The organism is Ruminococcus flavefaciens MA2007, from assembly GCF_000621845.1.
In the GTDB taxonomy this organism is placed as follows: Bacteria; Bacillota; Clostridia; order Oscillospirales; family Ruminococcaceae; genus Ruminococcus; species Ruminococcus flavefaciens_E.
The window spans coordinates 17,111-35,211 of record NZ_JHXF01000021.1 but is presented as its reverse complement, the minus strand read 5'-3'; the positions used below and the strand labels follow the sequence as shown (position 1 = coordinate 35,211).

Genomic DNA, 18,101 nt, shown 5'->3' with positions numbered 1-18,101 from the left:
TCTTAGTATGCGATCTCCTCAGCGATGTGGTGGAGCTTCTCGTCATAATCCTTGTGCATAGCAAGTGCTTCCTGGATATCATAGTCAACAAGCTTGCTGTCCTTGATACCGATAACACGGTTGCCAACGCCCTGCTCAAGGAGCTCAACAGCATAGTAGCCCATTCTAGTAGCTTCAACTCTGTCTCTTACTGTAGGAGAGCCGCCTCTCTGTACGTGACCGAGGATAGTTGATCTTGCTTCGATGCCTGTCTTTTCGTGGAGCAGATTTGCGATCTCGTCTGAGTGACCGATGCTCTCTGCTACGATAACAACAAAGTTCTGCTTGCCCTTTGCCTTCTTAGCCAGCATTGTGTTTGCGATAGCGTTTATATCGTAAGGAACTTCCTTTGTGATGATATCTGTTGCTCCGCAGGCAATACCTGTATTAACAGCGATATGACCTGCGCCTCTTCCCATTACCTCAACAACTGAGATTCTGTCGTGGGACTGAGATGTATCACGAAGCTTGTCAACAAGCTCCATAGCTGTGTTCATAGCTGTATCAAATCCGATAGTGTAATCTGTGCAGGCAATATCATTGTCGATAGTACCGGGAATACCAATGCAAAGGAATCCCTGTGCAGAAAGATCAGCTGCACCTCTGAATGAACCGTCACCGCCGATAACTACAAGTCCCTCGATACCGAGCTCGTCAAGCTTAGCCTTACCCTTTGCAACGCCCTCTGCTGTTCTGAATTCAGGACATCTTGCAGTATAAAGAACTGTACCGCCTCTGTGTATAATATCGGAAACGCTTCTCTCGTCCATCTTGATGATATCACCGTTGAGAAGTCCGACATAACCTCTGCGGATACCATAGACCTCCATGCCCTTGGCAAGAGCAGATCTTACAACAGCTCTTACAGCGGCATTCATTCCGGGAGCGTCACCGCCGCTTGTTAAAACACCAATTTTCTTGATCATACATATTCTCCATTCTGCACTTGGCATATATTGTTTAACCCGCAGGGAAACTGCGGCGTAATTCCATACTCTTATATTTTACTACTTTGTGGAAAAAATGTCAAGTGTATTCCGTATTTTTTCCGCTTTCATCTCAAAAATCACTGTATAAGCCCGATTTGAGAGGGAGCATAGTGCTTTTTCAGCTCTTCGCAGAACTCCTTTGTGACCTTTACGCTGAGTTTTGTCCTCGGAATAACAGTTTTTTTCATATCCCCAAGATACAGACATATTGCTGTAGTTCCGCTGTTCTGAGTGCAGAGGTCAATAAATCCCTTTGTAAAAGCGGCTTCTGACGAAGTCGTTTTTATGCAGAGCTTCATAGTGGATATCAAACGTTCAAGCTCTGTATCAGCGGTTATTGCTCCGCATATCACTGTAAGTCTGTCGTCCTTGACGGATATTTTACCGCTAACAATAACTATACCGTCAGGGACAAGCTTGCCGCCGCTTACCATAAACAGGTCGGGGAATACAACTCCCTCTATCTCCCCTGTTTCGTCTGAAAAGACAGCGAAGCTCATCTTGTCACCGTTTTTGGTAACATGGAGCTTTGCGCTCTCAACGCAGCACAGAAGCTTTACAGACGTGCCGTCCTTTACAGTGCTGTCTGTGAGGATATCGCCTATCCTGCGGACGTGCATAAGCTCGCCTATCCAGTAATAGGGCGACAAAGGGTGACCGCTGAGATACATTCCCGTGGCTTCTTTTTCCATTGCAAGAAGCTGTTTCGTGTCATACTCCTGCTTATACGGAATACGGACATTCATCTCTGAGGTGTCCGTACCCTCGAGGAAGTTGAGCTGTCCCTCTATTACTCCCCTTGTACCTGCTCCTGTCATGTCCAGTATTTCGTCATAGCTTTCAAGCATTTGTCTGCGGTTATGTCCCAGACCGTCAAAGGCTCCTGACTTTATAAGATTTTCAAGAGCTTTTTTGTTAAGCTCCCTGCCCTCGACTCGCTCACAGAAATCCTGCAAGCCTGTGAAAGCGCCGTTTTTTGTACGCTCTGAGATTATCTTGTCCGCTAGTCCGCTTCCTGCATTTTTTATTGCAAGCAGACCGAAATACATCTTACCGCCAACATATGTGAAGCCCTTATTGCTCTTATTTATATCAGGGCTCAGAATCTCTATTCCGTTTTCCTTGCAGGAATTGATATACTCAGCAAGCTTGTCACTTTGTCCCATAACGCTGGACATCAGCGCCGCCATGTAAATACCACGATAGTGGCACTTCAGATATGCCGTCTGATACGCAAGATAGGCGTATGCCGCCGCATGGGATTTATTGAAAGCGTATGAAGCAAAGCTTACCATTTCGTCGAATACGGAGTTTGCAATATCTTCCGAAACTCCATTATCAGCCGCTCCCCTTACAAAGCTCTCACGCTCTTTCAGCATTACGTCGTGCTTCTTTTTTGCCATAGCTCTGCGGACTATATCTGCGTGTCCGTAAGAATAGCCTGCAAGCTTTCGGCAAATCTCCATTACCTGCTCCTGATATACCATACAGCCGTAGGTATCGGCAAGTATGTCTTTCAGAAGCGGATGCTTGTAGGTGACGCTTTCTGGGTGCTTCTTGTTTTCGATATATACAGGTATGGACTTCATAGGTCCCGGACGGTAAAGTGAGATTATAACGATAAGGTCTTCAAGGCGCTCGGGAGCAAGCTCCATAACACGGGCAGTCATGCCCTCGCTTTCAAACTGAAAAACGCCCTCTGTATCGCCCCTCGTCATCATTTCATATACTGCTTTATCGTCAACGGGTATTGCACTGATATCGAAATCAGGCTCCGTCTTGTGTATCTCGTTGACCGTGTCTCTTATAATTGTAAGATTGCGCAGTCCGAGAAAATCCATTTTCAAAAGCCCCAGTGATTCAAGGACTCCCATAGTGTACTGAGTAACTACTGTATCGTCGTTTTTCTGGAGCGGCACAAGGTCGCTTAGAGGTACTGCGGATATTACAACGCCTGCCGCATGAGTTGAAGCGTGGCGCGGCATTCCCTCAAGCTTTTTTGCAAGGTCGATACACCTGCGCATATCTCTGTCGGAATGATAAAGTCCGCTGAGCTCATCGGACTCCTTCATAGCCTGACTAAGTGTAGCCCGCGGATCTATCTCCTTTGCGGCTCTGTCGCAGAGCTGATAGGATATACCGAGAACTCGTCCCACATCGCGGACTGCCGCACGGGCTTTCAGCGTATCGAATGCGATTATCTCTGAAACATAATCCGCACCGTATCTGCGTACAACGTAGTCCTTGACGCTCTGACGTCCCTCGATACAGAAGTCGATATCAAAGTCGGGCATACTTACTCTTTCGGGATTGAGGAAACGCTCAAAGAGCAGATTGAACTTGATAGGATCAATTCCTGTGATACCGATACAATAGGCGCAAAGACTGCCTGCTCCCGAACCTCGCCCCGGACCTACAGGGACATTATGCTCACGGGCATAGCGAATGAAGTCCCAGACTATCAGATAGTAGTCCGTATAGCCCATTTTTGTGATAACGTCAAGCTCATATTCCATGCGCTCAACAACTTTTTTCGGAGGATCCTCGCCGTATCGCTCTATCATGCCTTTTCGGCAGAGCTCTCGGAAATACGCCTTGTTATCATCAACGCCCTCGATAGTGAACTTCGGGAGCTTTATATTGCCAAACTCGAATTCAACATTACAGCGCTCTGCAATAAGAGCGGTATTGCTGACAGCTTCCTCGTGTCCCTTGAAAAGAGCTGCCATTTCATCTGCTGACTTAACGTAGAACTCCTCGGTCTCAAAACGCATAGCGTTAGGATCGCTGAGAGTTTTTCCCGTTTGTATGCAAAGAAGGACGTTCTGCATTTCGGCGTCCTTTTTTTCTATATAGTGGCAGTCGTTTGTAGCCGCAAGAGGGATACCCGTTTCTGACGAAAGCTTATAAAGAAGCGGGAGAATTTTCAGTTCTTCTTTTATACCGTGATTCTGTATCTCGATGAAGTAATTACCATCGCCGAAGATATCACGGTATTTCAAAGCAACTGCCTTTGCCTCGTCATAGTGACCGTCGACAAGAAGTCTCGGTATCTCGCCTGCAAGACAGGCTGACATACAGATAAGTCCGCTGTGATATTTTTTCAGGAGCTCCAGATCAACACGTGGCTTATTGTAAAAGCCCTCAATGCTTGCCAGAGATACAAGCTTTACAAGATTTCTGTAGCCCTCGTTGTTCTCGCAGAGAAGTATGAGATGATAGGACGAAGCGTCAAGCTTAGGCTCACGGTCATGGCGTGTACGCCTTGCAACGTAGACCTCACAGCCGATAACGGGCTTTACGCCCTCGGCTTTTGCGGCATTCCAGAACTCTACAGCGCCGTACATATTTCCGTGGTCTGTTATGGCGACAGCGGTCTGACCGAGCTCTTTGATACGCGCTATAAGCTCTTTTATACGGCAGGCGCCGTCAAGTAGGCTGTACTCGGTATGGACATGAAGATTTACAAATTCGTCACTTCTCATACGAACCTCCGCGTATCTCGTCTGCAAGCTTAGCAAGCTTCTTGAAGCGGTGATTTACACCCGAACGGCTAATGGGCTCACTGAGAGTCTCACCTATCTCCTGTAAGCTCATATCGATATTATCAAGTCGGAGCTGTGCTACCTCACGAAGCTCGTCTGACAGCGTATCAAGTCCTACAGCATGGTCGATGAGCTTGATATCATCTATCTGCTTCATAGCCGCTTTGACTACCTTGTCGATATTTGCGGCGTCGCAGTTTGCTATCCTGTTGGCCTTGTTGCGGATATCCTTGTAAATCTTGGTGTTCATAAGTTCAAGAGTACACTGGGACGCACCGATAAAGGTCAGCGTGTCCTCTATGGACTCACTGCCCTTGATATAGACTATATGCTGTCCCCTGCGGACAACCGTTTTTGCGGTAACGCCTATGTCGCCGAGAAGCGTTGCAAGCTGTACAGCAAGCTGCTCCTCGGGGCAGGCAAATTCAAGATGATATTCCTTGTTCGGATCGTTCACACTACCGCAGGCAAGAAATACTCCTGCTGTAAAAACTCCGAGACTATTTGTGGCAATAATCTCGGAATCAATAAGTCTTGCATTATCCGCAAGACGGTATTTCTGAAATACTTCCTGTGCAGTCTCGCTGTCCGTGTCGCAAGAGCATAGAACGACACCGTTTTTTCTGAGGTGTTCTGTTACGCTCAGCTTCTTGCGGAAAACAGCTTCAAAAAGACTGCAAAAAAGCTCGGCGGAGATTCTGCTCTCGCTCTGAAAGCAGATATGCTCACGATTGAGCGTTCTGCAAAACAGCAGCATACCGTAAAGGCAGGCAAACCGCCTGTCTTTATCGTTTACAGATGAGCATATCTCCTGCCTTACATCATTTGAGAAGGATATTTCAACTCACTCCCTGCTCAGAATTTTTTATCTTTTGTTATATCGCGGTGGTACTTCTGTACCTTATAATCCTTATCAATAAGGTGGTCAGCCATAAGCTCGGCAAAAGTTATGGAGCGGTGCTTTCCGCCTGTACAGCCAAAGGCTATAACAAGCTGGCTCTTGCCCTCCTGTACATAAAGCGGAATAAGATAGTCGATAAGGTCTTTGAGCTTGTCAAATAGAGTTTTCGACTGTTCAAAGCTCATAACATAGTCCCTTACACAACTGTCACAGCCTGTATGATTGCGAAGCTCCTCGATATAAAACGGATTAGGCAGACATCTTACGTCAAATACTAAGTCTGCCTCAGTTGATACACCGTACTTGAAGCCAAAGGACATCACCTTGATTATGAGCGAATCTGAGCTCTTTTCAAGGAATATGGACTTTACCTGCTCCTTTAGCTGTGAGGTGGTAAAGTTAGATGTCTCTATGTAATAGTCGGCTATCTCGCGAAGCTGTGAAAGCTGAGTCCACTCAAAATTAATTGCTTCGTGAATACTTCCATTGAACTTATCCGACAGCGGGTGCTTGCGGCGTGTTTCCTTATAACGCTTCAGCAGTACGTCGTGAGTTGCTTCAACAAACAACACCTTAACATCAACATCGGGCTGACGCTTCAGTTCAAGCCACGAGCGGTATATCTCCGCAAACATATCGCCTGTACGGATATCTACCGCAACGGCTATTTTATTGATATCAGTTTCGGATTGCCTGCACAGGTCAACGAACTGTGTTATCAGCTTTGGAGGGATATTATCTATACAATAAAAGCCGATATCCTCCATTACGTCCATAACACTTGATTTACCCGAGCCTGACATACCCGTTACTATCAGTAACTGCATAATTCTCTCCTTAATTACTTTAAAGGTCAGCTGAGGATAACAGGTTCGAGCTCAAGCTGAAATCCTGTTTTCTCCTTTACTACCTTTTTGACCTTTTCGCAGAGCTCCAAAACGTCTGCGCAGGTCGCATAGCCTTTATTTATCACAAAGCCGCTGTGCTTTTCGCTAACCATAGCACCGCCGCAGGTCAGACCTTTCAGTCCGCACTGATCGATGAGCAGTGAAGCATAGCTTCCCTCGGGACGCTTGAAGGTACTTCCTGCACTTGGATAGTCAAGCGGCTGCTTGGAGCTTCTCTTTGCCATACATTCGGACATTGCCGCCTTTATCTCATCGGCGTCTCCTGCTTTGAGCTCCATAGTAACAGATGTTATGACTCTGTCAGAGCCCGAGAAAAAGCTTCTTCGATAGGCAAGCTCCATATCCTCACTTTTTATTGTCTTTATGGTGCAGTCCTCGTCGATATATTCAGCCGAGACAACAACGTCTTTCATTTCGCTGCCGTAAGCGCCTGCATTCATGTAAAGCGCACCGCCTACAGTACCGGGGATACCGAAAAGGTTCTCCATGCCTGTAAGTCCGAGCTGCTGAGCACGGACACAGACAGAAGCAAGAAGTGCTCCCGCATCACAGCGGATAGTATTTCCGTCGGCTTCTATCTCGGAAAAATCGCTGCCGAAATGAAGTATCACACCGTCAAAGCCCTCATCAGAAGCAATAACATTGCTGCCTCTGCCGAGGATACCGTATTTGATATTATTTTGCTTCATGTATTTTATCAGTTCAGCGGCAGAATCGGCAGAATTTATATTTATAAGAGCTCTGCACGGGCCGCCGAATCTGAATGTTATATATTCTTTAAGCGCAGCCTCGGGAGTTATCCTGCACCCGAGCTTATCGCATAGTTTTGTCAGTTCATTGATATCCAAAGTAGTTTCCCCCTGAATCTTTCAATTATGTAGTGAGATCATCAGAATGCGTCATAATCACGCACAACTTCCTTGGGATCGGATTCCATACCAAGTCTGTTCAGAAGCTCTCGGGCTGCATTATAGCCCATTTTCTTCTGTCTGTTGTTCATAGCAGCAACTTCAAGTATTACCGCAAGGTTACGTCCCGGCTTTACAGGAATAGTAAGAGACGGGATCTTCACGCCGAGAATATTTACGAACTCGGTGTCTACACCCATACGGTCATATATCTTTTCAGAGTTCCACTGCTCCAGCTCAACAACAAGGTCTATCTTCTCGGTCATCTTAACAGCACCGATACCGAAGAGTCGTCTTGCGTTGATGATACCGATACCGCGGAGCTCCAGGAAATGACGGATATTGTCAGGCGAGCTTCCCACAAGGCTAATGTTTGAGACCTTTCTTATCTCAACAGCGTCGTCGGCAACAAGTCTGTGACCACGCTTTACGAGCTCGATCGCTGTCTCGCTCTTACCTACGCCGCTCTCACCTGTAATGAACACACCTTCACCGTATATCTCTATGAGAACACCGTGACGTGTGATTCTCGGAGCAAGTGTAAGATTGAGGAACGCAATAAGTCCTGCAATGAAGTTAGATGTGCTTTCCTTGCTTCTGAGAAGCGGTACCTCGAACTCAGTGGCAAGCTCCAGCATTTCGGGGAAGTACGGGAGCTCTCTTGTGATTATGAGAGCTGGTATGCGCTGCGAGAAAAGGCGCTGTAAACGCTCTCTTCTGGTCTTTTCATCAATAGTGGAAAGATAAGCGAACTCCATTTTTCCGATTATCTGGATACGCTCGGGATTGAAATACTCATAGAAGCCCATGAGCTGCAAGCCGGGGCGGTTTACATCGTTCTCATCGATCATTATCTCATTGGGATCCTTTGGCGCGTAAATGTTTTCCAGCTTGAATTCATCAATCAAGCGCTGAAGCGAGACCTTGAAATTTTCTGCCATGATAAACTCCATTCTCCGACGTTCCGTCGGGAGTTATTTTTTAGCCGAGTACATATGAATCGAAACCGTATTCGACTATTTCGTCCTTTGCATCGAGCAGGTCCTGTGTGCTTGCCGTAACGCCAGAAACACGCACAGCAACGTTGAAATCCTCAACGTCATCGCTCACAAGATCAAGCATTTTCTTTACGTTTTCAGCAGGAGTACCGTTAAACTCATACACAGTTTCGCCTGTGTATACTCCGTAGCTTATAGCGTCAACGTCTATATTGAGAACAACTGTATTTACTTTGAGAAGCATGGGCTGTAAAACGTCGTCCTTGCCTCTGAGAAGATCAGCTGCGTTGACTTCAAGAAGCATAGTTGCTCCATTGTGCATTATCTTATCATACATAAGATTTGCAGCCGAGGTAAGAGCCATGTATCTGTCAGGTCCTGTGACCTCTGTTCCGAGATATTCAGCGTCCGAAGGGCGGAAATCAGGGAAGATAAAGTCATAGCACACTACCTTGTCGAAGCCTGCCGATGATATCTCCTCAACGATATCGCTGTTATAGCTTACCGCTGTTTCAGAGAACGGATTCATCCATGGCTTGCCGCCTGCTTCAACAGTGTTATCTATCCACTGAGAGCCGTCATCAACACAGAGATAGCTCATATCGCGGAAGTAGTTAGGCAGTGTATTATCGTTGAAGGTGCTTACACAGGCAACAGGCTTATAGCCTGCGTCGGTTATAGTGGAAACTATATCCTTCAGCCTGATATATGAACGTATCAGACCAGCCGAGGTAACGTAATAATTGTTGGAAGCATAGTAAACTTCTCCGCCGCCTACCTTGAGAGGCACCTCTACGTACTCGATATTTTCACCTGCAGGAACTCTTTTCAATGCGTCCTTTAAGGTGTCGGTACCTATAAGATCATTGGTAGTAAGTGAATATGCTCTGTATTTTTCCGCATTTACAGGAAGCGGAACATCAGGGGCATTATTCTCGGTAACTGTCTCGCCGTTTTCATCGGTAAGCTCCTCGGTAGCCGCCTCTGCAACAGAACTTTCTGTATTGTCGCCCTTTTTCTTAGAGTAATTTATAAGCGGCTCGGCAACGCTGTAGCCAATAAAGCCTATACCGCCTATCAGAAGAACAGTAAGACCGACAGAAAAAGCCTTTCCCACAGGGCTTTTGCCGTAGTAATTCTTCTCCTTGGTCTTGTAGATCTTTCTTCCTTTGTTTTTGAACTTCATTTAATAACTCTCCTATAGTATCAGTATATTCCTTTTATTTAAGCGAATATACTGCCATTGAAATGATCCCGAGGTAAACGAGCATTGCAGGGAACCCCCTGAACGACGCAGGTACCTTTGCCGAATTGAGCTTACGATATGCAGCAGCAAGGATCAGTGCCGCCACGATAAAGCCTATGCCTGCTTCAAAGCCAGACGAGATATACCAACCCAGATCAAATGCCGAGCTGTTCTCTGCGGCTCTGCCGCTTATAGTGAAAAGCGTACCCATTACCGCACAGTTGAATGCAGATACATGGATATACTTACGGAAATCCGCAAACCAGTTCTTCCCGACAAAATAAGACGCAGTAAGCATGATTATATACAGCACACCGATGACTGCCGTATACAGAAGCAGTCTCAGTTCAGACACAGATGAGGGGAGTATGCTGTCGATAAAATATGCCGCCGCAGAGCTCAGTGTAGTAAAAACAGTGATAACACATGAGGTCGCAAGCATATTCTTCTTGCTGTCAGCCGCTATGAACATCGTACTTGTTCCAAGCGCCTGCGATAATATAAGATTAGCAGCAAGGAGAGCTATAAGTTCATCTATCAGAAACATCAGCATTACTCCTTACTTCGTTATTTTTCGAGACAAGCCCACGGATAAACCTATATGCTCCGCACATAAGTCCAAGGAAGACAAATCCTCCGAATGGCTGTGAAAGTCCGCTTATCAGTGTGTTTATATCCACTATACGGTTATTTATCGTACCGTAGGCGAAAAGCTCACGGAGAACTCCCGTTATGAGCATTACGGCGTCAAAGCCGATTATGCAGAAAACAAGGGATATTATCATATCAAGCCTTTTCATGCGGAAAAATTTTGCCTCAGTCTGAAAAACTATAAGTGAATTTACCGCAAGCAGAGGGAAATATATCCCTATTCGCTGAATGACTCCCGGGAAAAACTCCTGTGTAGCAAGCTCTACAGGGATAAAAACCAGAGCAGATATAAGCGCATAGAGTATTACTTTTACGGTATAAGGCAGTTTCCTCGGCACAAATGAAGAGATTATCACCGAAAGAAAGGTTATTGCCGTAAAAGCATAGACGAGAGCTTCGGCGTTTTTTAGCGTATCTCCGCAGATTATTACGGGAGATATCACCATAAGCCCCGAAAGGACGATATTATCGCCGAGAATACCTCCGAGAAGCTGCTTTTTGTTATTATTCATGTGCAGCAGCCTCCTCTCCGTCGGCATTTGCAGCTGTTACAGCCTCGATATGCTCCTTTTCGGCTATCTCTATCTTCTTTTCAAGATTCTTGAAGCCGAGAGCGATAGGCGTAAACAGCACAGATACGATGATTATAGCGTTTTCCTTAACTCCTGTAGCTACAAGCACATAGGAAATGACGCCGATGAAAAGTCCGTAGAAAAACGCATAATAATTGCGCTTAGGAGCAATTCTTACATCTGAAACTATATATATAGCCGAAAACAGCACCATATTCAGTACCAAAGAATATTTAAGCGAAGCTGCTCTTGAACTGAGCACGGGAGTTACAACCGCAAAGAAGCCTGTACCGAAAACAGTTCCGATAAAAGCGCCTGCGGAAATACTTCTTCTCATCATAAGCACTACTGCCGCAACGCAAAGGAGCAGAACGCTTACAGAGCCCGACGGACCGCTGAAATTGCCCAGCAAAAGCTCAAAATCCGTATGAGAGAAAACTCTCGTTGTATTGAAAATGTATGAAGCTGACTTAACAAGTGAAGTCGGGTGGTCGAATATACCTGTTTTGGTGTACGGCTCGGTATACTGAAGAAGCTGTCGTCCCCATGAGGTCAGCACGAATATATATCCTGCCGCCGCAGGTGAAAATATCATGTTTATCCTGCCGCCAAAGACGTTTTTAGCAACAATGATCGCAAAAAGCACTGCGAGCGCCGCAACCTTGTAGTCCATAACCACAGGAAACATCAGCGCAAGTATCAGCGCGTCAGAGGTACAGGTAAGGTCATCGGCAGTGAATTTCTTATTCATCATGCGCAGAGATATGAACTCCGCCGCAGCCGAAACAGCCACACATACTCCTGCAAGAACAACAGAACGCATTCCGTAATAGAAATAGGACATCAGCTCCAGAGTAAGGAGCGTAAGCATTATATCAAGCCATATCAGGCGTTCTTTTCTCGCTTTTTTCAGCATGGCATATCTTCCTTCAGAGACTGTGCAGCCTTAGCCATATTCCCGGCAGCAAAGAGATAGCTGCCCGAAACAAGCACATTAGCCCCTGCTTCCCGTACTGTTCCTGATGTTACGCCGTTTATGCCGCCGTCGACTTCAACATTGACGTCAAGTCCCAGTTCGGTTATCTTCTGACGGACTGCGCGTATCTTGTCGACTGTCTCGGTAATAAAGCTCTGACCGCCGAAGCCCGGCTCAACTGTCATCACAAGTACCATATCAAGGTAAGGCAGATACTCAAAAACGCTTTCCGCAGGAGTTGCAGGTTTTATAGCAAGAGCAGGCTTTACTCCGCATTCTTTTATAGCCTTGATAGTTTCAAGGGTATCGCTGTCGCTTTCGATGTGAAAGGATATCAAATCAGCGCCGCTGTCTGCAAAACGCTTAACGTATTTCAAAGGATCGGCTATCATAAGGTGAACGTCAAGGGTGATGTCAGTGACCTTTCTCACCTGCTGAAGCACGGGTATGCCAAAGGTTATATTCGGAACAAATATACCGTCCATAACGTCGAAATGGAGCATATCTATCCCGTTATCCTCAAGCTTTTTTATCTCTTTGCCAAGTTCAAGCATATCTGCGCTCAACACAGAAGCTGAAACATAATTTTTCAATTTATCACTTCTTCCGATGTAACTGGTCTGAAATATCAGACAAAAACTTTTCTTAAAAAATCCATACACTATTATTATATAATATTTATCGCTCAACGTCAATACAGATAAATTGTTTTTTATTTTATTTTTATAAAAACATATCTATATGCGCCAATGTTAAATACATTTATTTTTTATATTGTCCATGCTTTTCTTCATATCATTTTCTATCAGAGATAATGAGGTGATGTACTATGTTTATTGAATTGCTGCGGAATCTTTTCTTTTTTGCCCTGCATATCGAAAGTTCTGCCATATTCCCCAAGCCGCTTTCAAAAAAAGAAGAAAATGAGTGCTTCGAGCTTATGTCCAAGGGCGACAGCTCCGCGAGGAACAGACTTATCGAGCATAATTTGCGGCTTGTAGCCCATATCGTAAAGAAATACGCTTCGGGAGCTGACGAACAGGACGAACTTATCTCCGTAGGAACTGTGGGACTTATCAAAGCCGTATCCTCCTTTGACAACTCCAAAGGAGCAAAATTCGCCACCTATGCCAGCAGGTGTATTGAAAATGAGATACTTATGCAGTTTCGTGCAGCAAAAAAATCCGCAGGCGACGTTTACATCAATGAGCCTATTGAGACTGACAAAGACGGAAACGCTCTCACGCTCATGGACCTTATCGACGACGGAGTAGATATCCATGAGCAGGTGGATATTCTTATCCGCTCACGTCAGCTCTACAGCTTTCTTACGGAATGTCTCGACAAGCGGGAGCTTGATATCATCGTTTACCGCTACGGACTTTACGGCAGCAAGCCACATACACAGAACGAAACTGCCGTAAAAATGGGCATCTCACGCTCTTATGTTTCAAGGATCGAGAAAAAAGCTATCGGCAAGCTGAAAAAAATGTTTGATAATGCTGCTTTTTGAATTGAAACGCGAGATTATTAGCTCCGATTGTTGCTTTTTCCGTATTTTTATGATATAATTGATTCATATTTTAGAAAGGAGCAATAAGCTTGGATATCCTTGTCACAGGAGGAACCGTCTTCGCCAGCAGATATACTGCCGAATATTTTGCTAAAAACGGGCATAATGTATTTGTTCTCAACCGCGGAAGCCGTCCGCAGCCCACAGGCGTCACACCTATCATAGCAGACAGGCACGATCTTAGTAATAAGCTCCGCGGCAGGCATTTCGACGCTGTTGTAGACGTAACAGCCTACAATGCAGACGATGTAAACGATCTGCTCGATGGTCTGGACAGCTTTGACAGCTATATTTTCATCAGCTCCAGTGCCGTTTATCCGGAAACTCTCCCACAGCCGTTCAAAGAGACTGACAAATGCGGCGAAAATAGTATCTGGGGCAAATACGGAACCGATAAGATATCCGCTGAAAATTCTCTTTTCAGCCGTGTTCCCGAAGCATATGTGCTTCGTCCGCCCTACTTATGCGGTCCTATGAATAATCTGCACCGTGAAGCCTTTGTGTATGAATGTGCTGAACAGGACAGGGAGTTTTATCTCCCGAAGCATGGCGAAATGAAGCTTCAATTCTTCCACATCGGCGACCTTTGCCGCGTAATTGAAGCTATCCTGCAACAGAAACCCGAACAGCATATTCTGAACGTCGGGTACGAAACTCCCGTAACAGTGAGAGAATGGGCAGAGCTGTGCTATCGTGTCGTGGGCAGGACTCCCCGTTTTGAATACGTTACCGATGATATCCCACAGAGAAGCTACTTCCCGTTCTATGACTATGAGTACGTTCTTGATGTCAAAGCAATGAACGCTCTGATTAATAGGCTCACTCCCCTTGAAGACTCGCTCAGGCAGTCATACGAATGGTTCAGAAATAACCGAAATTCCATAGTCCGCAAGCCGTTAAAAGTGTTTATCGACAGAGAACTCAGAAAGGAAAAGCCATGATCTACACAAAACTTACCTGCAAAGCAATGGATATCGCATACAACGCTCATCAGGGACAGTTGGACAAGAGCGGTATCCCCTACATCTTCCACCCGTATCACTTAGCCGAGCAGATGACCGACGAATTTACTGTATGTGCTGCTCTGCTACACGATGTTGTCGAGGACACCGATGTTACTATCGAAGACCTTGAAAAGGAGTTCCCCTCTGAGGTCACCGAAGCTGTAAAGCTCCTTACTCACAGCGATAATGTGGACTATTTCGACTATATCCGCGCTGTAAAGAGAAACAGAGTCGCCAAGACTGTCAAGCTTGCCGACCTGCACCACAACTCCGATATCAGCCGTATCACCGATATCAAAAAGCGTATAAGCGACAAAACTATTGAGCGTATGCAGAAATACGCAGAGGCAGAAAAGATACTGACAGAAGCAGACTGAAATTGTTGATTTTTGTCAGTTGCAATTTCAAAAATAATATGTTATAATTTCCCTTGCAGTATTTTTTCGGAGGTGTCTTTCTTGGAATTTAAGGTCAATTGCGGCATATGGGGAGCTATGTTCGGAGTCCCCGTTATAGTTGCCGATAATTTTCTCAAATTGGCTACAGGCGGACAGATAAAGGTCCTGCTGTATCTGCTCAGATATTCAGGAAAAATGTGTTCCACAGAAGATATTTCCGCAAACACAGGAGTTTCGCCCGAAGAAGCCGAGGAAGCGGTTCTTTTCTGGCAGCAGGCAAATGTTCTCAGTCCGCAGACAAGCGGCGCACCTGCTCCTGTTCCCTCTTTAATGGCACAGCCTTCTCAGAGTGTTGAAGCTACCGCACCTGCTGTTCAGAAATCGGCAGAGCCTGCTCCAGACCATAAAACAAACCTCAGCGGTCAGGAGATAGCTGCAATTATGGCTGATTCTCAGGATATCAGGGAGCTGTTCAAGATAACAGAAAGCATTCTCGGAGGTCTGAAAAACAGCCAGATGAACTCTATTATCTGGATGTACGACCACTTAGGACTGAAAAAAGAGGTCATTATCACTCTCATATCTTACTGCGCTTCTATTGAAAAGACCAATACTGCCTATGTTGAAAAAATAGCCTCTGTATGGGCTGAAAACGATATAAACACTATGGCTGCTGCACAGGACGAGATACAGCGCATGAGCGCATCAAGAGACTATATTTCTGGTATAATGCGTGCGTTTGAAATGACGCGCCGTCCCACAACTAAGCAGGCTGAGCTTATACAGCAGTGGAAAAATGCAGGCTTTCCCGTCGAGCTCATACGCTACGCCTATGAAAAGACCATTGAGCGCATAGATAAGCTGAATTTCGATTACATAAACAAGATTCTCCTTTCGTGGAGAGACAGCGGCTTTATTTCAGTTAAGGACGTTCAGAACGCCGAGATCGACTACAAAAAGAAAAAGAATTCTTCATCAAACGGCAGCAATTCTACAGATATTGAAGAATACAAATCCGTTATCAATAAATTTCTTTATTAAGGAGAAACATAAATGGACAGCGAAATTTTCGATAAGGCGCAGTCTATCCTCACTAACCGCCGCAAAAGAGCTGAAAGTGAGAATGAAGCGCGTATCGATGAGATAAATAAAAAAATTCCGCAGATAAGAGAGATAAACGACGTTCTTTTCAATACAGGAAAGCAGCTTATCTCTATTATCTCAAACGGAAAAGGACAGGATATTTCCGAAAAGGTCGAACAGCTCAGGCAGTACAACCTCGGCGCTCAGGCTATGTCAAGAAAAATTCTTGCAGAGCATGGCTACCCCGAGGATTATCTCGATATGCACTACACCTGCCCTGTATGCTGTGACCGCGGCTATAACGGCAGCAAATATTGCGAGTGCTTCAAGACACTGTGCGGAAAGCTTGCTGCGGACGAGCTCAATAAGAGCTCTCAGTTAAAGCTGTCGGATTTTGACAGCTTCGACCTCATATACTACTCAGGGGAAAACTACATGACAATGAAGAATATCCTTGAGTTTACAAAGCAATACGCAGAAACTTTCAATAATCAGTCAAAAAGCATACTGATGTTCGGCGAAACAGGTCTGGGAAAAACTCACCTTTCGCTTGCTATCGCAAATGTTGTACTGAAAAAGGGATACAGCGTCATTTATGACTCGGCTATAAATATTCTCCGAAGTATCGAAAAGGAACACTTCAACCGTGAATACTCCTCGGAAATGATCGACCTCGTAATGAACACCGACCTGCTTATCCTCGATGATCTGGGTACGGAATATGTAACTCCATTCTACACCGCTACTATATACAACATAATCAATACCCGTCTTAACTGCGGCAAACCTTCTATCATCAGCACAAACCTCGATCTTGAAGGCATTGCCCAAAGGTATGACAGACGTGTAATGTCAAGAATAGTATCCATGTACACCTGCCTTGAATTCAGAGGCAAGGACGTAAGACTTCAAAAAAGAAACAACACATAAAAAAGGCTGCCTTTTCGGCAGCCTTTATCATTTTTACTTGTCTTCAAGCTTGAGACTGAATGGTGTGAACTTTCTGTACGCGGAGCTGTTCTTCTCGGAAGTATAGCCCTTGGCGATACCCTTCATCATATTCTCGAAATCTTCATAGTAACGCTCGCTGAGCAGTGACTGGATAGTATTTTCAGTCCAGAGGTCGGCAGAATTCATTCTATCCTTGATATCAGCCTTGATGATGACGTATACTGTGTTCTCATCGTACTGATACTTCTCAGCCTTGTATAAGCCGAGCTTCTCGAAAATATAATCGTTGTAATCCTCAAACGCCTTCTGTGAAGCGGCAGCCTCGGCAGAAGCAGTTGTTGTAGTTACAGCACTTACAGCATTAGGATCAACAGTAGTTGTTGTTCGCTTTGTGACAGTAACTTCGTTTGCGTAGGGATCAGTTGTTGTAGTAGTTGTTGTACCTGCGGCTGTTGTAGTTGTGGTAGTAGTAGTTGTCTCGCCTGCCTCCTGTGCAGCCTTTGCAGCAGCCTCAGCAGTACGCTTTTCAACATACTCGTTATATTCCTTCTCGCACTCGTCGATCTTCTTGAGCTTTGCGCTGTTGGAGCTCTCCGCGTTTATCTCATCAACATAATCATCTATCATGTTATTGAGACGGCGCTTCTCGTCAGCACCGAATGCATCGCCGTTATCATCGACCATAGAAACAGAAAAATATTTTACTCTTGTTGTCTTGTCCTGATAATACTGCTTGAGCTCGTCCTCAGAGCAGCCCTTTTCGGAATCAAGACCATAGTAATGCTTGAAAATAGCCTCGCGCTTATAGTTGTTTGTCATTATCTTTGTAAGCGAGTCCTCACCTACACCGTTTTCGGTAAACATAGCCTGTGCGCTGTTTGAAGAAACGAATTCCTTTATCTCAGCAAGCTCTTCCTTTGTAAGAGCTCCGCCGATCTTTTCAAACTCTCTTTCGTTTGCGACGAAATCAACGCATGACTCGGTAGCCTTGTCCTGTATCCAGTCTGTAGCGTCAAGAGATTCAAACTGATGGTTCTTTACCTCGTCTACAGTAGGCATCTTGCCAAGTGTACCGTAAAGCTCATATGATGCCTGATTGTATGCATAAAGCTCGTTATAGATAAATACGCCTGCGGGGACATCATATCCGTCAACGGTAAGCGCTGTCTGCGTACCCTTTCCAATAGTGATAGCCTCGGGTGCGCCACATGAAGTTGAAGCCGCAGCAAGCGCAAATGCAGCAGCTGCTGCCGCAAACTTATTAAACTTATTCATCTGTATATTCCTCCGATATAATTGTAGATTCCAGATACTGTTTAATTATACAACATTTTTTTCGATTTGTCCATAGTAAAACGA

General features: G+C 45.3%; 17 protein-coding genes. 5 read left to right on the top strand and 12 right to left on the bottom strand.

The features are described from left to right. Positions 1–2: 2 nt before the first annotated feature. The 11 genes from pfkA to rpe all read right to left on the bottom strand — a co-directional run bounded on the left by pfkA (position 3) and on the right by rpe (position 12,326). Entirely contained in the window at positions 3–965 is a 963-nt protein-coding gene (gene pfkA / locus T497_RS0110025; RefSeq protein WP_028515496.1) for a 6-phosphofructokinase, read from the bottom strand. 140 nt (positions 966–1,105) lie between these two features. Next, complete coding sequence (locus T497_RS0110020) at positions 1,106–4,513, bottom strand: DNA polymerase III subunit alpha (RefSeq protein WP_028515495.1); 3,408 nt, start codon at positions 4,511–4,513, stop codon at positions 1,106–1,108. Next, positions 4,503–5,411 (bottom strand): DNA-binding protein WhiA, encoded by a 909-nt coding sequence (gene whiA, locus T497_RS0110015; RefSeq protein WP_028515494.1) that lies wholly within the window; start codon positions 5,409–5,411, stop codon positions 4,503–4,505. Before whiA ends, T497_RS0110020 begins: the two co-directional genes overlap by 11 nt. Positions 5,412–5,428: 17 nt before the next feature. Next, entirely contained in the window at positions 5,429–6,301 is an 873-nt protein-coding gene (rapZ, locus tag T497_RS0110010; RefSeq protein ID WP_028515493.1) for an RNase adapter RapZ, read from the bottom strand. A 26-nt stretch (positions 6,302–6,327) separates the two neighbouring features. Continuing rightward, on the bottom strand, positions 6,328–7,230 hold the full coding sequence (gene murB / locus T497_RS0110005) for a UDP-N-acetylmuramate dehydrogenase (RefSeq protein ID WP_037324860.1): 903 nt from the start codon (positions 7,228–7,230) through the stop codon (positions 6,328–6,330). 41 nt (positions 7,231–7,271) lie between these two features. Continuing rightward, a complete protein-coding gene (hprK, locus tag T497_RS0110000; protein WP_028515491.1) occupies positions 7,272–8,231 on the bottom strand; it encodes an HPr(Ser) kinase/phosphatase in 960 nt (319 codons plus the stop codon). A gap of 40 nt (positions 8,232–8,271) precedes the next feature. Further along, positions 8,272–9,474, bottom strand: a complete 1,203-nt coding sequence (locus T497_RS0109995) for a putative glycoside hydrolase (protein ID WP_028515490.1) — start codon at positions 9,472–9,474, stop codon at positions 8,272–8,274. Positions 9,475–9,508: 34 nt separating this feature from the next. After that, the gene (locus T497_RS0109990; protein ID WP_028515489.1) at positions 9,509–10,081 is read right to left on the bottom strand and encodes an Rnf-Nqr domain containing protein; all 573 of its coding nucleotides are present in this window, start codon (positions 10,079–10,081) and stop codon (positions 9,509–9,511) included. After that, on the bottom strand, positions 10,065–10,697 hold the full coding sequence (locus T497_RS0109985) for an Rnf-Nqr domain containing protein (protein WP_028515488.1): 633 nt from the start codon (positions 10,695–10,697) through the stop codon (positions 10,065–10,067). The genes T497_RS0109990 and T497_RS0109985 overlap by 17 nt, the downstream gene beginning before the upstream one ends. Next, on the bottom strand, positions 10,690–11,673 hold the full coding sequence (locus T497_RS0109980) for an RnfABCDGE type electron transport complex subunit D (RefSeq protein WP_028515487.1): 984 nt from the start codon (positions 11,671–11,673) through the stop codon (positions 10,690–10,692). Before T497_RS0109980 ends, T497_RS0109985 begins: the two co-directional genes overlap by 8 nt. Next, entirely contained in the window at positions 11,667–12,326 is a 660-nt protein-coding gene (gene rpe, locus T497_RS0109975) for a ribulose-phosphate 3-epimerase (RefSeq protein ID WP_028515486.1), read from the bottom strand. The genes T497_RS0109980 and rpe overlap by 7 nt, the downstream gene beginning before the upstream one ends. Positions 12,327–12,562: 236 nt before the next feature. Between rpe and sigK the strand changes: the two genes are divergently transcribed. The 5 genes from sigK (at position 12,563) to T497_RS0109950 (ending at position 16,721) form a co-directional block, all read left to right on the top strand. Further along, positions 12,563–13,246, top strand: coding sequence for an RNA polymerase sporulation sigma factor SigK (gene sigK / locus T497_RS0109970; protein WP_028515485.1), 684 nt, complete (start codon positions 12,563–12,565; stop codon positions 13,244–13,246). A gap of 89 nt (positions 13,247–13,335) precedes the next feature. Then, complete coding sequence (locus T497_RS16525; RefSeq protein ID WP_037324859.1) at positions 13,336–14,247, top strand: NAD-dependent epimerase/dehydratase family protein; 912 nt, start codon at positions 13,336–13,338, stop codon at positions 14,245–14,247. Then, positions 14,244–14,687 carry an HD domain-containing protein gene (locus tag T497_RS0109960; protein WP_028515484.1) on the top strand — a complete coding sequence of 148 codons (444 nt, stop codon included), beginning with the start codon at positions 14,244–14,246 and terminating at the stop codon, positions 14,685–14,687. Before T497_RS16525 ends, T497_RS0109960 begins: the two co-directional genes overlap by 4 nt. Before the next feature lie 81 nt (positions 14,688–14,768). Further along, on the top strand, positions 14,769–15,749 hold the full coding sequence (locus tag T497_RS0109955) for a DnaD domain protein (RefSeq protein ID WP_028515483.1): 981 nt from the start codon (positions 14,769–14,771) through the stop codon (positions 15,747–15,749). Between the two features lie 12 nt (positions 15,750–15,761). Further along, positions 15,762–16,721, top strand: a complete 960-nt coding sequence (locus T497_RS0109950) for an ATP-binding protein (protein ID WP_028515482.1) — start codon at positions 15,762–15,764, stop codon at positions 16,719–16,721. Between the two features lie 33 nt (positions 16,722–16,754). Here the strand turns inward: T497_RS0109950 and T497_RS0109945 are convergent, their stop codons facing one another. Then, positions 16,755–18,017, bottom strand: a complete 1,263-nt coding sequence (locus T497_RS0109945) for a hypothetical protein (protein WP_028515481.1) — start codon at positions 18,015–18,017, stop codon at positions 16,755–16,757. Positions 18,018–18,101: the final 84 nt, after the last annotated feature.

What these genes read in the sequence shown, in the direction of transcription:
- pfkA (WP_028515496.1), bottom strand. Translation starts at nt 965, where the DNA reads ATGATCAAGAAAATTGGTGTTTTAACAAGCGGCGGTGACGCTCCCGGA.
- T497_RS0110020 (WP_028515495.1), bottom strand. Translation starts at nt 4,513, where the DNA reads ATGAGAAGTGACGAATTTGTAAATCTTCATGTCCATACCGAGTACAGC.
- rapZ (WP_028515493.1), bottom strand. Translation starts at nt 6,301, where the DNA reads ATGCAGTTACTGATAGTAACGGGTATGTCAGGCTCGGGTAAATCAAGT.
- hprK (WP_028515491.1), bottom strand. Translation starts at nt 8,231, where the DNA reads ATGGCAGAAAATTTCAAGGTCTCGCTTCAGCGCTTGATTGATGAATTC.
- T497_RS0109995 (WP_028515490.1), bottom strand. Translation starts at nt 9,474, where the DNA reads ATGAAGTTCAAAAACAAAGGAAGAAAGATCTACAAGACCAAGGAGAAG.
- T497_RS0109990 (WP_028515489.1), bottom strand. Translation starts at nt 10,081, where the DNA reads ATGTTTCTGATAGATGAACTTATAGCTCTCCTTGCTGCTAATCTTATA.
- T497_RS0109985 (WP_028515488.1), bottom strand. Translation starts at nt 10,697, where the DNA reads ATGAATAATAACAAAAAGCAGCTTCTCGGAGGTATTCTCGGCGATAAT.
- T497_RS0109980 (WP_028515487.1), bottom strand. Translation starts at nt 11,673, where the DNA reads ATGCTGAAAAAAGCGAGAAAAGAACGCCTGATATGGCTTGATATAATG.
- sigK (WP_028515485.1), top strand. Translation starts at nt 12,563, where the DNA reads ATGTTTATTGAATTGCTGCGGAATCTTTTCTTTTTTGCCCTGCATATC.
- T497_RS0109960 (WP_028515484.1), top strand. Translation starts at nt 14,244, where the DNA reads ATGATCTACACAAAACTTACCTGCAAAGCAATGGATATCGCATACAAC.
- T497_RS0109950 (WP_028515482.1), top strand. Translation starts at nt 15,762, where the DNA reads ATGGACAGCGAAATTTTCGATAAGGCGCAGTCTATCCTCACTAACCGC.
- T497_RS0109945 (WP_028515481.1), bottom strand. Translation starts at nt 18,017, where the DNA reads ATGAATAAGTTTAATAAGTTTGCGGCAGCAGCTGCTGCATTTGCGCTT.